This window comes from Vibrio sp. 1CM8B (assembly GCF_023161685.1).
Taxonomy (GTDB): domain Bacteria; phylum Pseudomonadota; class Gammaproteobacteria; order Enterobacterales; family Vibrionaceae; genus Vibrio; species Vibrio coralliirubri.
The window spans coordinates 537,589-556,611 of the sequence record NZ_JALNTU010000003.1 but is presented as its reverse complement, the minus strand read 5'-3'; the positions used below and the strand labels follow the sequence as shown (position 1 = coordinate 556,611).

Below are 19,023 nucleotides of genomic sequence, written 5' to 3'. Positions count from 1 at the left end.
TGGTCGAAAGCACCGGTCTTGAAAACCGGCAACCGTTAATAGCGGTTCTAGGGTTCAAATCCCTATCCCTCCACCACTATTCATCAAAAAAAGCCTTTGATTATCAAAGGCTTTTTTTGTATCTGTAAGACTTGAATTTGCTTCGAAACAACGAGGTAAGTCAATGTATATACAAAAATCTCCCCACGGCGTCTATTACGCACGGATTTGTACTCCAGCACAATTGAAAGCGTTGGGATTCCCATTCGATCTGAAAATTAGCCTTCGAACAAAAGACCCTAAGCTAGCTAAAGTCATTGGCTTAAGCCTTGTCAGTGCTGTCAAAGAGGCCTTTCGTACTACAGATTCTCTGTGCTTTTCAGAGTTTCAGTTGCATCTAAAAGGCATTTTGTCCCACCACCTGAACTTACAATCACAAAAGCAGGACGATCGCTTACATTTAGGTTGTATAACTTCCATAAGTCATACTTCTAAGCGTTTGAGTGAAGAAAAGCATTGGAGTGAAGCGTTAGAATACTTTCTAGAGTTCAAAGGGGTTCAAGGGGTCAGTGCATTGACTGTCCATCAGTTGAAACAGCGCATTACCTTTTTCTTTGAGAGCACTACGCCATCTGGTTTATCAACAATAACTGCGATGGCACTGATGGAGTACATTAAGACTCTCAATAGCTCTAGTCTTTCAGCAAAAAGCTGTAAAGATTACTACGCCGCGCTGAGTCAATTTATACGTTGGTGTGCGACCATGTCTTTGATTGAAAGAAACGTGTCTGCAGATATCAAAGCGACTTTCAAGAAGTCTATAAAAGCTGATAAGCAGCGCTCAAGGTGGTCAGACAGTCAGCTTTCAACACTCTTCTCATCTGAGCAGTTTCAGCAAGTGGATAATGGTTTCTACTGGGTTACTTTATTGCTCACGTACATGGGGATGAGGCCGAATGAAGTGTGTCAGCTACGTACAGAAGACGTGGTCGTTAGCGGTCCAGTCCCTTACTTAAACGTAACAGATGAAGGTCACGGACAGCGGATCAAGAATCGTTATGCTCTGCGACAAGTCCCCATTCATCAGAGTCTAATCAAACATGGCTTTCTTGAGTATGTTGAGCTTCGTAAGAACAATAGCAAAACCGATCTATTCGATTACAAGCCACTGGGTCTCAACAAGGACTGGAGCCAACAATATTGCCAACAATTCGGCAGACTCCTATCTAAGATCGGATTGAAAGCAGGGCAACGCCCTACTGCGTACTCCCTCCGTCACACTTTCATTGATGTTCTTAAGCAAAAGGAAGTGGCTGAGTCTACAGTCGCTGATATCGTTGGCCATCATCACCCCTCAATGACATTTGGCCGATATGGTAAGCAAACAAAACTGAAACTTATGCTTAGTGCGGTGAACCAGTTCTCACTTCAACTGGGAGGCTCACATGAGTAAGTTCAACTATGATGAGTTGCACACGGTTTATAAGGCGTTCAAGCAAAGCTATTTTGAAGGGGATGAAACCTCGTTGCTTGCGTTATCAAAACAGTATGACTATCAAGATATCCACTGCCTCTATCAGCTTTTTGAGCGCCTCGAAGATAAGCCAAGCACAACATCTATGTCATTAATGGCATTAGGAATAGATTGGCAAACACAGCAGGCACTGTTTGGTGACTTTGAAACACTGAGAGAAATTGCAGGGCTCGTAAGCCCTCCTCCCATGTCACACGTAGAGTGTTTTGATGCCTTTGTTCTACCTTATTGGACCATTATGTCAAAGAAAGGGATTGTTCTTATTAGCACTAGAAGCCAAGAGCATTTTACTTTCGTACATCGTGTGTCAGGAGTAGAAATTCAAGTTAATATAAAGCGCTGACTCTCAATGTCATTTTGAAAAACCAAATCTCGTGAACACCTTAGAGCTCACGAGATTTACCTTTTAAATTATTATGAAGACCTTATCAATCGAACTCTCGGTCGGCACTCATTCTCCGTTTTTTGGGGGAAGCAGTGTTCAGGTTTTCCCTATTATCTAGGAGGGCGTCTTTCATCCCACATACAAGTGCCTGCTGTATTGGGTTTCCATCCAATTTTGTCATGTGAGCTGACATCCTTCTTTCTAATAAAGTCAGTAGTTCTTTCTCATCCCTTTGTTCAAAGACAAATAATTTCATCAGATCTTGAAAGATGGGAGCTAACGTCTCCATAACGGTATGAGTCAGTTTAGCAATCACCTTTTTTAGATATGAGATCGATTTCTCTAACTGTTCATTTTTTTCTTCACTGTGTAGAGCTTTTGATTCTGCCGTTTTGAGCTGTTCTTTGACTGTTGATAGATCGGTTAAGGTTGTATCCAGTTGATTGGTTGCAGTGTTTGTGGCCGATCGTAGTAAGTCTATATCTACATGTAATCTCCTTATTTTTTCTTGTTCCTCCTTTTGTTTATTTTTAACTTCGTTGATGTGTTGATTTAATTGGCTCAACTCCTCGAGCTTCAATGCGATTATTTGCTCAATTTGCAGTTGCTCGTTTTCCAGCATTCTAGTGTGATAATTATAATCCCTTTCACTTTTTTTTTGCTTTCCTTGCCGGCGCATTTCTTTTACTTTTTGTTTATCTTTCTGAAGTTCTTGATTGAACTCCATGCTCAATCCTTTTTCTATGAAGAGGTTTTTATTCATAAACCGCCGAAAACATTCCTGCAACAGCGCTCCATGCTCTGATTGCTCCCTTCTTGTAAAGCACGCTCCTTTCCTGTATTGAATTGGCGAGTGTGAGTGGTCCAAGAAGTTCTTCATCATTTGAGCTAGATTTGCTTTGGCTACTCTAAGATCCCACTCTTTAGTTCGGCTATTTTGCGCGTTAAGGAAGAGGTGGACATGTTCCCCAGTATCTTCATTGAGACTTCTTTCATCGCTATGAACAAACACTGAGATGATTTCATATTCTTTGAAGTAGAGGCGGTAATAATCCATCAGTGCTTCAGCCATTTCACGGCCACAAACAAGGTCCTGAGAAACTTCATTTCGGTGTGGGATGACAAAAATCGACTCTTCTACCAAGTTTGAGTTCAAATTTTTAGGGAACGAAACCAGTTTGTTATGAAGTGAAATGTACTTCTCAAAAGCGTTCAGCCTCTGCTTCTTGCGAGAGAAATCAATACTCCTAGCTTCATTAAGCAAAGAGTCGAGTTTAAGCGGGACATGTTCAGGGGTGCCTAAAATCTTAGCGATAAAATTAGTCCCCTCGGGATTTCCCTTTTCTGATTGTAAAGCGGCTTTTAGTTTCTTCTTATATGCTCTCTTTCTTTGTTTACATTTAGTTAGGCCTTCTTGAGGTTTCTGAGGAAGTCTTATAGATTCGATAAACTGGGATTTATCGTCATTGCTCAATTCATCAAGTTTCGTCCATTGGTTATTGATATATACTTCGTTGAGGTGACTGAGATCTGGATTCCATTCAATGGTTTCAGATTTCGCATTTTCATCTCGGATACTATGTCCTGCTGACTTCTTAAGCTTGGCCTGTTTTTCTGCTGTGCCGGAATACGGAAGCGTTGAAAAAAAGCATGTGATGGCTTTATTTTTCATTGTGTAGTCCTCGGGTTGTGTGTTGTTGTGTTGGGGTTGAGGGGCGTAGCCCCCACCAAGAAGCTTTCGTTCATCTTTTACGCAGTAAAAGTGTTGCGAAAGTGTCCTTGGTTTACGATGTCGTTATCTTTTTGAAAGCCGGTGTCGAGACACCGGAATGAGGCAAATTAAAGGATGGGTTTGTCGACCGAATTTGCAGCTTTCTGAAAGTGTAAATCAATCAGGTTGGGGTAGTCTTTTGCGTCTTCTTCAATCCACTTTGAGTAATGCTTATAAAGCATGTCTAGAGTGTTGTGCCCTAGTTGAGACCTTATCCAATAAAGATTTGCCCCGCTCAAAATAGCTTGAGATGCGAATGTATGACGGGCCTGACTCGCACCTCGATGAGCTACGTTGGCTGCAACGAGCCAGCTTTTAAAGGTGCGATCTATTGCTTTATCTTTTTGGTAAAATTTCCCTGTATTAAGATTAGGGAATAGAGGTTTTGCGGTAAGTTTGGTTCGGGTCTTTTGATCATTTTCGGTGATATGGATTTCTTGAGTCGCTAAATCAAAGATTAAACTTAACTGGTTTTCAATTATCTTTTGGGCTGTCTTAGACAATTGAATCCTACGCTTTGATCCCGTAGTTTTTGGCCTTTTAAAGTGATTAACTACGCAAGCTCTCTCAACTTTAAGCTCTCTTTTTATTGGGTCATAATCATCAACAATTAGTGCCAACCACTCACTTTTTCTAAGCCCTGTATGGCAAGCTAGAAGGACCCCATTTTTAACACTTGAGCACGCTGCTGCTTGGTGAGTTAAACGGGTTATATCATTCAGTGTGAATGGATTACAGCTAATGGGAGCATTTTGTAAGTTATGGATACCATCAACTGGAGATTGTGTAATAAGCCGATCCCCAACAGCAAACGTGAATACTTTTCGAATAAGTGTCAGGTCTTCATTTAGCGTTTTGTTTTTAAGATCATTGTGTGCATGTAAGTAGCGAAGAATACCGCTTCGTACGATATCTCGAATGTCTAGTTCTCCGAAAAACGTTACGATACGTTTTAGCTTAGATCTCCATGCTTTTATTGTTGAGTTAGCGTAAGTTCCCTTTTCAAGTTCGAACATTGTTTCTGCTACCGTGCGAAACAAAAACTTATCTCTGCATTTCATGATGCAAACCTCATTTTTATTTGAGATCTACGCTACAGATTTACAAAAAAATCGTCAATAACACAGATGAATCATAAGTGCATGATTTTACTATAAAATAAATACACACCTCAACATTATTGCTTAAATAACAATCGCTTGAAAAAGTAATTAAGCGATATCGCACAATATAACCAATCAATCTATTTAACTTATTAGTGAGTTTTAACCAGCAAAAACCACCATAATTAATTACTATGGTTAGTTAATAATGTTAATTCAGGTGTCTTTTTTGACATTATCTATTGAAATATGAAATTCATGATTTTTTGTTTATCTGAATCATTTTGATATGTAGGAAGTTGGCTCTTTTTCATGAGTTTAGCTCTTTTCGCCCAATAGCAGTGTTGTGTGCACCACCTAAAGAATGGTAGCGATTGAAGCACTTACAGAGGCAAAAAGAGCCAACAGATTAAAGCAAGAGAAGCTCTGGGAGTATGTAAAGCATTACAGAATGACAAATGTAATGATGCCCTATATGGGGGTAATAAGCTGCAATGGTTAGTCACTTACTTCAAACACGTTGTTACCTTGTTTTATAGAGTGCGAGATTGAACATCTATCACACTGGAGAAAGCGCAGCAATTGCTTCGACGGCTATATTCTCAGGACAATGACCATAACGCTCTTCCAAAGCATGGAATTGCTCAAGTGTGAAGCATGTAACCAAAGAGTTTAAGCGTTTTCCTTTTAGGGTTTCCAGAGGAAAAGCAGCGGTAGAGCAACTTATATCAGCTTCGCCCCAAACAACACGCTGACCATCGCGCTTTTTATAGCGTTCGTCTTGCTTTAGGACATTTCTGCCTTTCAAGGTATCAATTACAAATCCCAAAGGGAGGTCGTTTATCTTGGCTAAATGCAGCAATGTGTTGGCCTTCGTTTTATAGCGCTTACTAAAATATCGCATAGTTTTCCTGATACAGTTTCTTGAATACTTGTGTAGTTTTACAACTAACTACAGACGATTAAACTGCAGCAGTGACATTGTTTAGTTTAAGCCCCTCGATTCTGTTTTGCTAGCTAACGTCAGGTTAACTGTTGATAGCTGCTTAGCAAATTCATATAACACAAAATTCACAAAGTATGAAAATGGGTATCATTGTGCGGTTCTTTCATAAAATGAACATGTTGATTTTTGACCTGTGAATCGCTCAAAAAGCGCCACAAACTCACAAGGGGGTGTAATTTCGTGGGGTTAAATCTAGAACCTACGATTAGATCTGCTACATTCACTCCTTCTCGCAGCTTTATGCCTAAACCTCATTTCAAAATAACCAAATGAAAGCAATACGGTCTTAACCATGCAGCCCTCAGAGTTAGTTCCACTCAGCTAAATATAGACTAGCTGAGGGGAGTGGGTTCCATAAATCGTGTTAACGTATTTACTATGTGGCTTATTTTTCAAACCCACTACACATCTACGGTGCTCAGGAAGATTAAATCTTTAACCTTATTTGCCTGCGCTCACTGAATGGCAAATACAGGCGCAATTGAGCCTGAAATAATCACCTCTTCGACAATCTCCGAGCGCTTGATATTAAAAACACTCTTGTTCAACTTGGCGATTCGCAGTGCGTAGCTAAATCGGTCTGATGAAACGATGTCGACAAGCTGCAACAACAGCTCTTTGTCTACCCCAGCCGACTTGGTGAAATAGTCGATACACGAATTGATTGAGGCATAACGAGTACCGTCGAACTCAAAGCCGCTGGTTTCGTCGTATATCTCAAGTGGGATATCATCAAGCGACAAAGGCTAGCCTTTACAATCGTCGTGTTGCTTGGCTATTTGATACATCTTCCAAGCGCTGCGCCCAAACCCGCCAAGCGTCGAGCCCGAGAAATCAGAATCAATAAGTTCTTGCTCCGTCCAGTTCTCACCGATGCCAAGGTGCTTAGCGTACCTGTCTATCAGAGTGTGTTTTATCTGATCGCGCACCGACCAAATTGCGGTCAGATTTTTTGAATAGTTAATTCTCGCACACTCATTACAAGCCGGCAGTGCTATCGGTGAATGGCCATTCTTGGCAGCTGCTTGCGCTGTCTTAGGAAATTCAACAAGGTTACGGGAAGGTTAACCACAAAACCAACAGGTGTGGTGCAGGTTGAATGGGGTATCTATGTGTGAGTATTTACCTATGGGGAATGTCTTGTTATACCACTATAGCAACCAGCGTTTTATATTCTTTGGATTCGCTAGGGTTAATTGGTACTTTTTGGGAGCTGAAGAGAGCTTCTTAGTATCTACGCAGACATCCAAACGTTTGAGCAAATACTTAATCAATGCTCGTCGACAGTCAATTGTAAATGGCGCATCATGCATCCCGTAGTCGACTTTCACTATTTGCTGTTGTGCTGGTGAAAGGTGTGGATTTGGGATGATTTCGATTATTTCTTCTGTAGCCCAATCTTTATCGTCTTCGATGTTAATCTCTGATTGGTTGAGCAGCTCAGGTTCACCTCTAAATCGGCTCAATACAAAGTCTAAGAACATCTTTCTTTCTTCGCAATATGCTCTCACGTGCCAGCGAAACCCATCAAATACGATAGTGTGCGGTACAATATTTCTGCCTCGCCCTTCAGGGTTATCCATTGATACATATTCTATATCAACTCTGCGTCTTTCTCGTGCTGCTTGAAGGAGTCTACGAACTATTATGGGGGCTATCTGCCGATCTGGGACTGAAAGGACAATAGAGTCTGCGAACCCCAGATCTTTTAAATTAAAGCCGTCTACATGGTCGTTGTTGTATTTGTGCAGCAGCGATAAGTACTCGTTTGGGGTGCCTTTCGTAAACTTTGGCGCAAAATGATCAGTAAGTCGGTAGCCTTTAATACTACGATCATGAACAAGTGGTGGAGTAGAAAAGTGCTCTTGATAAGCTTTGATGTCTCTAGAGGCTTGCTGTCGCTTAATGTTGAAAGAGTTACATAGGTGATTAGTCGTAACGCGACCCTCCCACAATGCAACAACCTCGATTAATTTGAAGCGCAGTAACTGATCCCACTTTATTGTCATAACAATTATCTAATGCCTGAAAATGATACATGTTGATGTGTACAGAATATACGTACATTTTTTACATGGGTATAGTACACATTCAACGGTTAAAATTGCCGAGTGTTACGTAACGCAATGTAAGCCAAATCATACTTTTCTAATACTAAATACAATATTTGTTTGTAAAGCGAGTAAGATAAACAATTTGCATATGGTGGCGCTGATTCATCCACTCATTCCATTTTTTTATGGTTGTAAGTACCGTTACTTTTCCGTGTTTGATACTATTTATCTCCACAAAAAAGTCCGTTTAATCAAATTTTGAAGAGATTCCTTTGAACTTAGAAAAAGCCCTCAGCATACTTTCTAAATCATCGCCCTACGCGGTAAGTACAGAAAGAGAGCAAAATCAAGATCTTCTGGCTGATTATAAAAGCCATGTGTACATCACTACAAACATCGAAGTGGACTTTAAAAAGTCGCTTTTGTCTTCTAAAAAAAGTGACATCATTTTTTTGTGTGGCAGTAGTGGTGATGGTAAATCTGAGATTCTGACTCAGTACAGCCAGAAGCATAAAGCGACACATGAATTCCATCTGGATGCGACACACAGCTTTAACCCAAATCAGACGGCAATCAATGCGTTGGATGAGCGATTCTCACAGTTCAAAGGAAATGATAAGCCACTTGTTGTTGGCATTAATATCGGAATGTTAGGCAACTATGCTGAGGAAGGTGCTGAACAACATGACGATATTAAAGCTTCGATAAAAGCGTTCTTGGAAAACAAAACGGACGATATTCCAACGAACCATATTTTCTTAGATTTCGAGCAATACCCAAAATTTACTCTGGGCCATGAAGTTAGTACCTCTGACTTTGCAGCTAAGTTTCTCGCTCGCTTAACTGAGCCAACGCTAGATAACCCGTTTTACGCACTATATGACAGTGAAGTGCAAAAGCTAGGTCACAGCAAGCTCACGGCAAACTATGCGTTGCTAGGGCTAGAATCTGTGCAGAAGAATATTATTTCCTTGCTTCTGAAAGCTCGCTTAATCAAAGATCAATTCCTAACCGCACGAGCGCTACTGGACTTTGTGTACCAGATCTTAGCGGGCGATGACTACCTGTTCGATAACCTATTCTCTGGCTCAGATAACGAGCTTTTAGAGCATATTCAAAGTTTTGATCCAAGCAACATCCACACTCGCAAAGTAGATGAGTTTGTTCTTCAGTTTGGTTTGGGAATTGAAGATGAAGGCTTTACACAACTTAAAGATCAGGTGAAAGCACTAGGTGTATTTGATGTGCTCACTGCTGCTTCATACTTGCGCATGGTTTATCTGTTGAAAGACGAAGAGCAATTTGCGAATAGTTATATCAATGAGCTGAAAGCAGATTTTGATAATTCATTGGTGGATCAATACGCAAACATTTGGCTACTCCATCGTGAATTTGATGGTTCTGGCAAGCAGAAAAAAGAGCTTAATAAATTCTATAAAGATACTCTGATTTCAGCCGTGCATCGCTACTGTAACCGCAATTCGCCATCACTTGATAAAGACCAATTTTTTGTCTCTGAATACAACGGCTTTAAAACAGCGGCTGAACTAGAAGTGAAACCTGATTTTTCATCGATTAAAACACAAGCGGTGAGCAAGATAGGCTCATTTAACGCTCATATTCGAGTCGACGAACATTCGCTTCTGCCAATGCCGATAAGTATTAACTTGTTGGAGTTATTGGAAAAAATCAACCAAGAGTACCGTCCGAATAAGCATGACAAAAATGCGGTGCTTTTGTTGGATGAAGTAATAGAGCAGATCATCACGGTAGCGAACGAAAAGAATACTCTGTTTATTCTGAAAAACGACAAACGCTACAAGATCGTGAATGAAGATGATGAATATTTCGAAGTGAGTGGCTTATAAAATGACAATGGATAATTACACCCAACCATTTAATCAATCGTTGCCACAAACTGCGGAAGGCGTGCCGAATAAAAACAGCCTAAGCAGCTATTTACCTATTCGAACCAAGGGTAATGACTTTGATTTTGATGCTGTCATCGGCTTGGTTCTACGTGGGCTTCTGCGTAAAAAGGTAGAAGGTTATAGCTACGAACAGTTTGTGGCCGATTGCCAAAGTGCGTTTGAAGAAAAGCTTGGTGAAGAAGAGTTTTGGCAAGTGCTAAAAGAGATGTATTTTGAAAACAAAGACATCTTTACTGTGAGCCCTGAGCTCCTTCTGTTCCGTGCTCAAAAAGGTGAATTTGCAGCAGGTGATTCACGTGTTGCTTCTATGTACACCAATTTACTTCAGAACATGCGTGTAGAAGAGTTTGATGCCAAATTAAACTTTATTGAACGTGAAATGCTTTCTACGCTTCGTGGAAAAATGAAGTCTGACTCGTCATTGCAAGCAAGCGAGAAACCGTATCTACCTTATCTTTCGAAAGCATTCCGTGACGACCTGAAATTCTTGGCAAGTCGCCCTAAGTATCTGCTTAGTGAAATAGAGTCGTTCCTGTCTTTTTATGGTTTCGCATACATTGCGCAGCTGAGTTTAGCACTAACAGATTGGCGCAGTGGTCAAGAGCCAGTGGCTAAGCCTCTCTATTTCATTATGGATCATGAGCGTGCCAGTAATGAGCGTACTCATATTAAAAATCATGGCTATAAGCTGTTTAATGAGTCAGCCACTCGACTGTTCCCTATGCTGACTATGCTTGAGCTAATTCAGCCGGGTGTTGGAGATAAGAGCGCGATAAAAGTACCCCTGTGGGAGATATCGAAGGGTATTCAAGAGTCGAAATCGACGCATTTAAAAGAACAACTAGAAAACTTTGCCAGAGCGTTTAAGTCACAGCGTAATCTCGACACAGCTCTAGATGAATCTGAACTGGCGCTCGACTGGCTCGGTAACATTATGAAGCTCGCATCCGCACAGTTTAGCGTCGGCGAACGTTTCAATATCAACAAGAAGTATGTGTCAGAAGTAGAAAAGTACCTAGCGTCTCACTTCATTCAAAGTCGAGGCCGCAGCGGTCGAGTATTAGTGCTCAACCAAGACTACATCATCTTATTGACCAACCTTGTTGTTGGAGAAAAGGATAAACTCCGTTTCCACGAACTGATCACAGCCTTTGAGCAACGTGGCATTTTCGTTGATAAACAAACAGAACAAGAACTAATTAAATTCTATGAGCGCATTGGTAACGTAGAGCGCATGAGTGATAGTGGAGACGCAGTATATGTCCGTAAAACAATTTGAGACCTTTCTAGTAGAACAGTTTTTAGCGGATGCTGAAACACATATTAAGGCAGGTTTCCGCTATCAGTTTAAGTCGCCAGATAATGAAAATAGCATGCGCTTGTATCAGGCGATGACGGCTCATTCTGAAAATATTATTGATGCAACTAACGATATCAAGTTGCCATTCATTGAACTGTCAGGCTGTAAAATCGTTCCTATGATTCATAGCGAAAACCCAGCAGAGTTTGATGGTTTCACTGAAAACTACATCTCTCATCTGCGTGACGAAGTGGCGAGTCAATCAGGCTACTTAAAAGGTTGCGCACTAGTGGTGATCCACAACAGCTTGCTTGATACCTTGATTAATTCTGCAGAAGACTTGGCTCAAGTGGGACAAGTTTGGAGCGCATCAAAGATCAAAGCGGCAATGAAAGGGTTAATCGATCAGCAAGACAAAGGGCGCGATGTGTCAAACTGCCTGCTTGATGATCAATTTGATGCCATTTTAGAAGATGGCGCAACCATGTTTGGTTTTGAGTCTCTATACAAGGCCGTTGAAGACGGTGACTTGCGCTTCAATGAGTTGGGCATGTTTGAAGATCCGCTTGTAGCTGAAATGAGTGGTAACCCTAAGCAAATCAAAAAGCGTCTAGAAGACAACCGCGCGTTATACGAAGAGCTCACTTTCGAAGTTGAACACTTTGGCGGGCAGCTTCAAGATCGCTTAAAGTCATTCGGCGAGAAGTTTGTTAAAGAGAACTTCTCAGAAACGGATGCATGGAAAGACGTTGAGTTTGAAGCATTCCTACAAGAGAAAAAGCGCAATGCTCAGCAGCAGCTTGTTCTTGAAGAGGAGCAAGCTAGTGACGGTATGACCATCACGGCTCGTAACCGTGCTGAGACCAAAGCGGGCATGCGTGATCGCCACTTAATCATCGAATTAGATGAAGATGTAAATGAGTTTGAACTGAAGCTGATCTTCCAAGGTGCGAGCAATCTTGATAAAAGCCAATTCAAAATCCAGCCAGCAAAAGCGTTCAATAATGAAGAAGTGATTACCACACTGAATGGTCTAAAAACGACACGAGCTAGCTTGAAAGGTGCGTACAAGCATGAGCCACTATTTTTTAACTTGGCTCTAAAGCGTGAAAACAAATCTGAAGTTTATAACTTCCGTTGTTTAGTGGTTCGTAAAGGCGAGTTCTATATTGAACCGTTCAAGAACATCTTCTTGGTAGAACCTGCACCAGCGAAGCAGCGCTTAACCTTGAACATGGAAGAGAACAAACTGCAAATCAGAGCTAACGAAGGCAGCGCATGTTCACTACTTGATGCTAAACAGATTGTCGATGCAGCAGATTACGCCGCCGTGGATTTTGAAGCGTTAGCCAATGAAGCTGATGAAATAGATTTTGCCGTTAAATCAGGTGATAACCAGCTTAAGTTTAATGTTGAAGGTGCAGTAGCGACTGATTCATTGAGTTTGCCTTTACTGCTTAATAGAGGCCGTTATCACAAGCTTTTCAAAGATGAATATAACGGTGAGTTTTATTCTCAAAAAGGCAAAGTAGGCATCGATAACAGTGAGTTCGTTGTTCCGGGTGTTCGTTTAAAGCTACTGCGTTGGGAAGAAGAGTTCATTAACAACAAAGTAGTGTCTATTGCTGATTCAGGGGCGATCAAGCTCGATGACCTACAAGTGATTGATGATGCTATTCATGGATCTTACGTTGAGCTTTTTGATTACCTAGAACAACGCCGTAGTACGCCATCATTGGCATCTTGGGGCGATGAGTTTACAACACTTGTCCAAAACACAGTTGATGCTTGCTTAGCGTATTTTGCAGCGATCCCAACGGGTAGCATGTTGACCAAAGAGCAAAAATCAGCGTTGAAAATCGGTTTGGTACAATCTGAAGGTGAAGAGTACTACTCACCCTTCCACCCGCTGATTTTGGCTTATTACCTCAACCTAAGAAATTCGATTCGTAATGACAAGAGCTTTACTCAGCTTCCTGATGTTACGTTTGAACGCTTGTCGCCAAAAGGTTTATTGCCATACGTTTACCATCCAAAACATGAGTTCTCTTATAACCAACAGGTCAAAGAGAACGCGTTCTGGATCAAGAGTGTACCTCAAGAGAAAAGCTCTCTTACGTTCGTTCGCAAGTTAGTAAAAGAGAAAATCGATGAGTTCCAAACGGCATTCAGCCAACTGTTCACAGGCTCTGAGAGGAGCATTATCGTTAATGCGGTGAACCAAGACAGCGCTGAAGAGTTATTTATGGGGCTGGTGGATTATGTCCGCAGTAACCAAGATCAGGCTGCGTCGATTCATATCAATCTGTATGACGACAAGTTAGCGTTTAATGCGTTTGACCGATTCGCAGAAACGGCGAACTACGATGAGCTGAAAGAGTGGCTAGAGCTAAACAAAGGTAAAGTGCGTGAGGTTGCCGATACTATTATCGATATTCTTCGCACGCGCCTAACTTACAGTAAGTTCACTAATGCCCAAGCTGAAAAAGATGGTCAGTCTTATGCGCATCTTTCCTTTTTCCGTAATAACGACAAAGTCGATTGCTCAGACATTGCGATTGAAGATATGGCATCAGGCATAGCTTGTGACGGCCTACTAACGGGTGATGCTTCTGAAAGTAAATCTGGCTCATACTTTACGGGTTTTGGCTTGAAGGGAACGGATTACCAAGACTACCCACATTTGATGATGGCTAAATACGTCGGTGCTCTGTTAAAACCTGCTCTCAAGCCGAATACTCAATATCACGGTGCAAACGCGGTTGCTTTAGCAGTCAGTGAAGACTTTAAAGGTTTACTAGAACGTTCGTACGAGAGTTCTATCTGGACGACCATTATTGATCCTAAGGTTACGTTGGACTTCTTCCACAGTAATGAAGACGTAGTATTGATTCACTATTCAGATCAGTACACTAGCTCATCTAGCTACGATGCAATCACCGTTACTGCGCAACGCGATTTGTTTGAGAAAGTCATCAAGCAAGGTGATGGTGGCCAAATTAATGAATTCAATGCGTTCAACGGTGATTGGCTGTTGAAAATGATGACCTGTGCGCCAACCATCAATAAAGAGCGCAAAGGCGTGATTGGTGCCTACAAATTTGTGACTAGCCTAGTGCATGATTCAGACATTACATGGGTGCCGTTGTCTGTCGCTGAAATGATCCGTGTATCGGGTAATATTGGCCTGAAAATGTCCGACAGCGAGTTCTCTCGTAATGTTCAAGGTTACAAGAAAGGCGAAATTTCTGACGATGTATTGCTAGTTGGCTTTAAAGACCAAGACATGTATTTGTTACCTGTTGAAGTGAAAACGGGCTCGGTGCCGAATTACAACAAAGCCGTTAAACAGTCGAAAGAGCTACTGCGTTACTTAAGCCAAGACTTACTAGGAAATGATGACCTAGCGAGCAAGCTTTACCGTGGCCTATTTATGCGCCAAGTATTGATGCAAGTCGACAAGTATCGCCTATACAAGGTGTTTGCAGATGATTACTTCGATAACTTACTTGCTAACAAAGAAGAGTGGCTAAGAGGCGACTATTCACTTGGCCAAATCGCAGACTACCCAGAGGGCTTTGTGGTTAGCCACCTTGAAGGGGCGGGCTGTTTACAACCCGACTACCAAATGATGGAAGGTGTGTTAAAAGTCGACCTACCGATGGGACTACTTCCTGGCTTGGTGGAAACTCCGCTGCAAGAAGTGTTGAACGAATTAGATGTAGTGAAACTTTGCCATGTACCAAGTGAGTATGTGCTGAATGGTGAAACTCGATTAGAAAAACTCCCTGAAGCTGAATCACAGCCAACAGTGGTGGTATCTGATGAGATTGAAACTACAGAATTAGTGTTGCCTGAACAGCCTGTTGTTGAAGAGCAAGTAACGCCAGCCGTTGAGCCTATGAAGGTCGAGTCTAATAGCAACCTAAACGTGCTATTTGGCCACAATGCGCTAACACAAGCACCATTGAACTGGGAACCAACCAATACTGCTAAATTCATGAATACCAATACCGGTATTATTGGAACTATGGGTACGGGTAAAACGCAGTTTACCAAGTCGGTGATTACTCAGCTTTACCGCAACCAAGTTGACAACGTAAACGGTGCGCCTATTGGCATACTTATTTTCGACTACAAATCTGATTATGTAGACGACAAGTTTCAACAAGCGACCGCGGGTAAGAAGTTTAACCTTCACAAACTGCCATATAACCCACTGAGCTTGTTTGGTGATACGCCAATGCTGCCTGTGCACACCGCACGTGGCTTCTCTGAAACCATGGGGAAAGCCTTTGGTTTAGGGCAAAAACAGCAACTGCGTTTGCGTAAGCTGGTGGGCGAAGCGTATGAGTTAGCCGGTATTCGTAAAGCGGATCCAAACACTTGGTCAAAAGCAGCGCCGACAATCTCACAGGTATGGGACTTGTTCATTGAAACAGAACCTGATGAAGATTCATTATATGCGGCACTTGAGAGCTTATATGAGTTAGAGATCTTTGAAGACGACAACACTAAGTGCATGAGCCTTTATGACTTGGTTGATGGCATCACTGTGGTTGAACTGGCTGGTTACCCATCAGAGATCCAAAACCTTGTAGTAGCACTCACGTTAGATCTTTTCTACTCGCAAATGCAGAAGAAAGGTAAGCCTGAAGTACAAGGCGACTTCCGTCAAATCACCAAGATGATTTTGGTGGATGAAGCGGATAACTTCATGTCTCAGAACTTCCCAAGCTTACGTAAGATCTTAAAGGAAGGCCGCGAGTACGGGGTAGGTGTAATTCTTTCTACACAAGACATCACTCACTTCCAAACAGGCGAGAACGATTACTCAAGCTACGTGCTTACATGGGTAATTCACCGCGTGGCGAAGATTCGCCCGCAAGAGCTAAAAGCCATGTTCGGTGTAAACGAAAAAGCTGAGCAAGAGAAGCTGATGGAAACCATCAACAAGCTAGAGAAGCACTACAGCTTATACATTGATGGAGCCAAAAAAATACTCCCAATGAGAGATAGAGCATTTTGGGAGTTGCATCACTAAATATATGATTTTAAAAGCCCTTTTAGGGCTTTTTTTTGACCATGCTAATACTAATGTATTAGGGCTTATGTATAATTAAGTGCATATAATTTGACTTGTTGGTAGTGATATGAATATTGATGAAAGAGATGAACGTCTAATAAGAATTTGTGATGATATTGAACAAGGCGAGATTCTACTCCAGCCAGACTTTCAGCGAGGAGAGGTTTGGAACTCATCTAAGAAGAAGCTACTTATAGATACAGTTTTGAGAAAGTGGCATATACCACCAGTCCACGTCGTAGTCATGAATGATGGTAGTTACGAAGTGCTAGATGGACAGCAGCGTCTTACTGCGATTCGAGATTTTGTTGAGAATAAATATACAATAGATGGAAATATACAGCCTAAAGATGACTTTATTCAGGCACTGCATGGGAAGCGTTACAGAGATTTGGATTCAGTTGTTAAAAGGGAGTTTGACCGGTATACGCTGAAAATTAATGAAATAAATAATTATAACCCAGGAGAACCTAGTGAATTATTTCACAGACTAAATCAGACTGTGAAATTAACTTCATCAGAGGCTAGAAATGCAATTTATGGTTCTGTAAGAAACTCTATTTCTCTTTTAGTTGATAAAATGGATGAAGTTGAAGTAAATAAAGATATCTTAGGCTTTAGTAACTCTCGGATGTCATACAATGATTTACTTTCTCGGATAATAGTGTTCCTCGAAACAGATACATTAAGAGCGAAAGTTAGCGAGTCTATTTTAAATAGTCGATATCGTGATGATGAAAAAGTTAATGAAGATATTATTGAATCTATTGAGTACTCTATAGATTGCTTAAGTGCTTTTAACAAAGTTAAGGGGCAGTATGAATATTTACCATCATTAACAAAAGCATCATCATTAAACTGGATATATAATTTTTGCTTTTTATATCTAGAGTATGAAAGTGTTGAACTTGATAAAATAGCAAGGTCTTTCTTTGCTTTGGAAGTTGGAAGAAGTGCTGTAAAGAGTAACGAGTCAATTCCAAGCTGGGTTATTGAACACTTTAGCTTTAGTGAAGCTACTTTAAGAGAGTTGTTATTAATATACATTGAACGCTCCTCATCTAGAGTGATGTCTATTGGTTCTATTTTAGCTAGAGACCTGATTCAGTTGATATCTTGCAGTCAGGCGAGGATTGAGCTGCCACTAGAAAGGGAAGATCAAATAACTTTGCTGAGTGTAATTGAAGAGCTGAGAGAAGGGGTTGAACCTAAGTATGTTGTTGAGAGTAAGTTAGACTATTGGAAGGCGAATGAGCGATGAGAGATGCTGCTATTCGGGATGGGTGGAGACGAGTTAATGAACAAGATAATTACCCACTAAAACTAACTGAAGTTAATTTTGAAAATGTGGTGGGCTTTCATGGAAGTTTTTCAATGGACTTTCAATCCGGTTTAACCGCTATTTGCGGGAAAAATGGAGTTGGAAAATCTACTTTGTTAAAAGTTATTTATGAATCACTTTGTAATGAATTTACCAACCCTAAAATTACTCAGGACTCTGAGGTACTCTTGTCCTTGTTGAGAAATAATGTTCAAGAAGATGAGCCAAACCTAGATGTAAATGAATTATATTATATAGACCCTTCTTTCGAATGCTCAAAAATAATAGATTTTATTACTAACACTCAGAACTTTGAAGAGTTCCTTGAAGGAGTTGAGTCAAATGGATTTTTGAATAAGAGTAAAACTCTAAAATCAATATCCAATTGTATCGGGAAACCATACAAAAAAATTGAAGTTTATGAAATAGAAAGTGCTCTTGATGAGGAATATACATTTCCCTATTTCTTAATTGAGCTTTCTGATGGAACTAAATATAATTCACTTAGTATGGGTATGGGAGAGCATTTATGTATGTTCTTGCTATGGTACATTGATTGGATTGAGCCTTGTTCAATATTACTTCTTGAAGAACTAGAGAATTACTTAGCTGCATATAGTCAAAAAAAACTATTAGACTATCTAGTTTACAAACTATCAGAAAAAAAAGTCTGGACTATCTTAACCACACATTCAGAGCATATACTTAGTAATGTCGGTTTGAAAAATACGAGAATGCTTTATCGTAATGGCACTTGTTCGTTAGCAGTAAAGCCGGAAAGCTCTAATAGATATCTTAAAGCGCTAGGGTTGGCTTCGAATAAGCAGGGACTCTACCTTGTAGAGGACTACTTTGCGTCATTAAAGCTAAAGTCCATTGTAAATTATTTTTCTCCCGAATTATTAGATATAAGAGAAGTATTGGGCTTACGCTGTGATTCCAATATGGAAAAGATTATCAAGCATTTTGAACCATCAGAGAGACCTTTCTTTGATCTGATGGCAGTCTTTGACGCTGACCAAAGTAGGAAAATATCTAGATTAATGGGCAAAGAAGTTAATGCGATTTGTCTACCATCACAAAACTCAAAAAACCCTGAAGAAGAGTTATGGTCTACTCTTAATTGTTTCTCATTGGAAGTGGCCTCTTTGTTAAACGTTAACTCTCAGAGGTTATCAGAAGCTATCGCTGAGTATGAACTAGAGGATCATCATGAGCGTTATTATCGAATTGCAGAAGATATAAATGTTACTTTTGAACAGTTAACTGGTGCAGTTATAAAGCAGTGGTTTGAGGATGAGAACAATAGAAGTTTAGCAACTCAGTTTATAATCGCTTTGACTCTTAGAGGGAACCCAATAGACTTGGATACCATTGAGCGAACTTGCATTAGGTTTTCTAGTGAACAGTTGGTCGGTTCCATTAGAGATAAATTCGATGAGCTAGGTACAGATAAGGTTAAAGTAACATTTAATGGCGCTGGGCTAATATTGGCCTAGTGTGGAAGCAGTACAAGTCGTACTGCTTCTCTTTTGTATATGATTTTAGCTAAA

General features: G+C 40.7%; 11 protein-coding genes and 1 pseudogene. 7 read left to right on the top strand and 5 right to left on the bottom strand.

Translation table 11 applies throughout. The features are described 5' to 3' along the window. The first annotated feature begins 163 nt into the window (after window positions 1–163). The gene (locus tag MSG36_RS08890) at window positions 164–1,432 is read left to right on the top strand and encodes a site-specific integrase (RefSeq protein ID WP_248367339.1); all 1,269 of its coding nucleotides are present in this window, start codon (window positions 164–166) and stop codon (window positions 1,430–1,432) included. After that, window positions 1,425–1,856: a hypothetical protein gene (locus MSG36_RS08885; protein WP_017633219.1), complete on the top strand. Its 432-nt coding sequence runs from the start codon at window positions 1,425–1,427 to the stop codon at window positions 1,854–1,856. The genes MSG36_RS08890 and MSG36_RS08885 overlap by 8 nt, the downstream gene beginning before the upstream one ends. A gap of 85 nt (window positions 1,857–1,941) precedes the next feature. Here the strand turns inward: MSG36_RS08885 and MSG36_RS08880 are convergent, their stop codons facing one another. The 5 genes and pseudogenes from MSG36_RS08880 to MSG36_RS08860 form a co-directional block, all read right to left on the bottom strand. Beyond that, the gene (locus tag MSG36_RS08880) at window positions 1,942–3,570 is read right to left on the bottom strand and encodes a hypothetical protein (protein WP_248367335.1); all 1,629 of its coding nucleotides are present in this window, start codon (window positions 3,568–3,570) and stop codon (window positions 1,942–1,944) included. A gap of 167 nt (window positions 3,571–3,737) precedes the next feature. Beyond that, the gene (locus MSG36_RS08875) at window positions 3,738–4,730 is read right to left on the bottom strand and encodes a tyrosine-type recombinase/integrase (RefSeq protein ID WP_248367333.1); all 993 of its coding nucleotides are present in this window, start codon (window positions 4,728–4,730) and stop codon (window positions 3,738–3,740) included. A 601-nt stretch (window positions 4,731–5,331) separates the two neighbouring features. Continuing rightward, window positions 5,332–5,676, bottom strand: coding sequence for a hypothetical protein (locus MSG36_RS08870; RefSeq protein WP_248367330.1), 345 nt, complete (start codon window positions 5,674–5,676; stop codon window positions 5,332–5,334). A 560-nt stretch (window positions 5,677–6,236) separates the two neighbouring features. After that, window positions 6,237–6,908 (bottom strand): annotated as a pseudogene (locus tag MSG36_RS08865) (hypothetical protein); the annotation flags it as partial. 21 nt (window positions 6,909–6,929) lie between these two features. Beyond that, a complete protein-coding gene (locus tag MSG36_RS08860; RefSeq protein ID WP_102488390.1) occupies window positions 6,930–7,787 on the bottom strand; it encodes a WYL domain-containing protein in 858 nt (285 codons plus the stop codon). A 317-nt stretch (window positions 7,788–8,104) separates the two neighbouring features. Here MSG36_RS08860 and dptF point away from each other — a divergent pair, with 317 nt between their 5' ends. From dptF to MSG36_RS08835, 5 genes are all read left to right on the top strand, one after another. Then, window positions 8,105–9,700 (top strand): DNA phosphorothioation-dependent restriction protein DptF, encoded by a 1,596-nt coding sequence (gene dptF, locus MSG36_RS08855; protein WP_248367328.1) that lies wholly within the window; start codon window positions 8,105–8,107, stop codon window positions 9,698–9,700. Window position 9,701: 1 nt separating this feature from the next. After that, on the top strand, window positions 9,702–11,042 hold the full coding sequence (dptG, locus tag MSG36_RS08850) for a DNA phosphorothioation-dependent restriction protein DptG (RefSeq protein ID WP_248367326.1): 1,341 nt from the start codon (window positions 9,702–9,704) through the stop codon (window positions 11,040–11,042). After that, complete coding sequence (gene dptH, locus MSG36_RS08845; RefSeq protein WP_248367324.1) at window positions 11,023–16,107, top strand: DNA phosphorothioation-dependent restriction protein DptH; 5,085 nt, start codon at window positions 11,023–11,025, stop codon at window positions 16,105–16,107. Before dptG ends, dptH begins: the two co-directional genes overlap by 20 nt. Before the next feature lie 109 nt (window positions 16,108–16,216). Next, window positions 16,217–17,410: a DUF262 domain-containing protein gene (locus MSG36_RS08840; RefSeq protein ID WP_248367322.1), complete on the top strand. Its 1,194-nt coding sequence runs from the start codon at window positions 16,217–16,219 to the stop codon at window positions 17,408–17,410. After that, window positions 17,407–18,969: an AAA family ATPase gene (locus MSG36_RS08835; protein WP_248367321.1), complete on the top strand. Its 1,563-nt coding sequence runs from the start codon at window positions 17,407–17,409 to the stop codon at window positions 18,967–18,969. Before MSG36_RS08840 ends, MSG36_RS08835 begins: the two co-directional genes overlap by 4 nt. The last annotated feature ends 54 nt before the right edge of the window (window positions 18,970–19,023 follow it).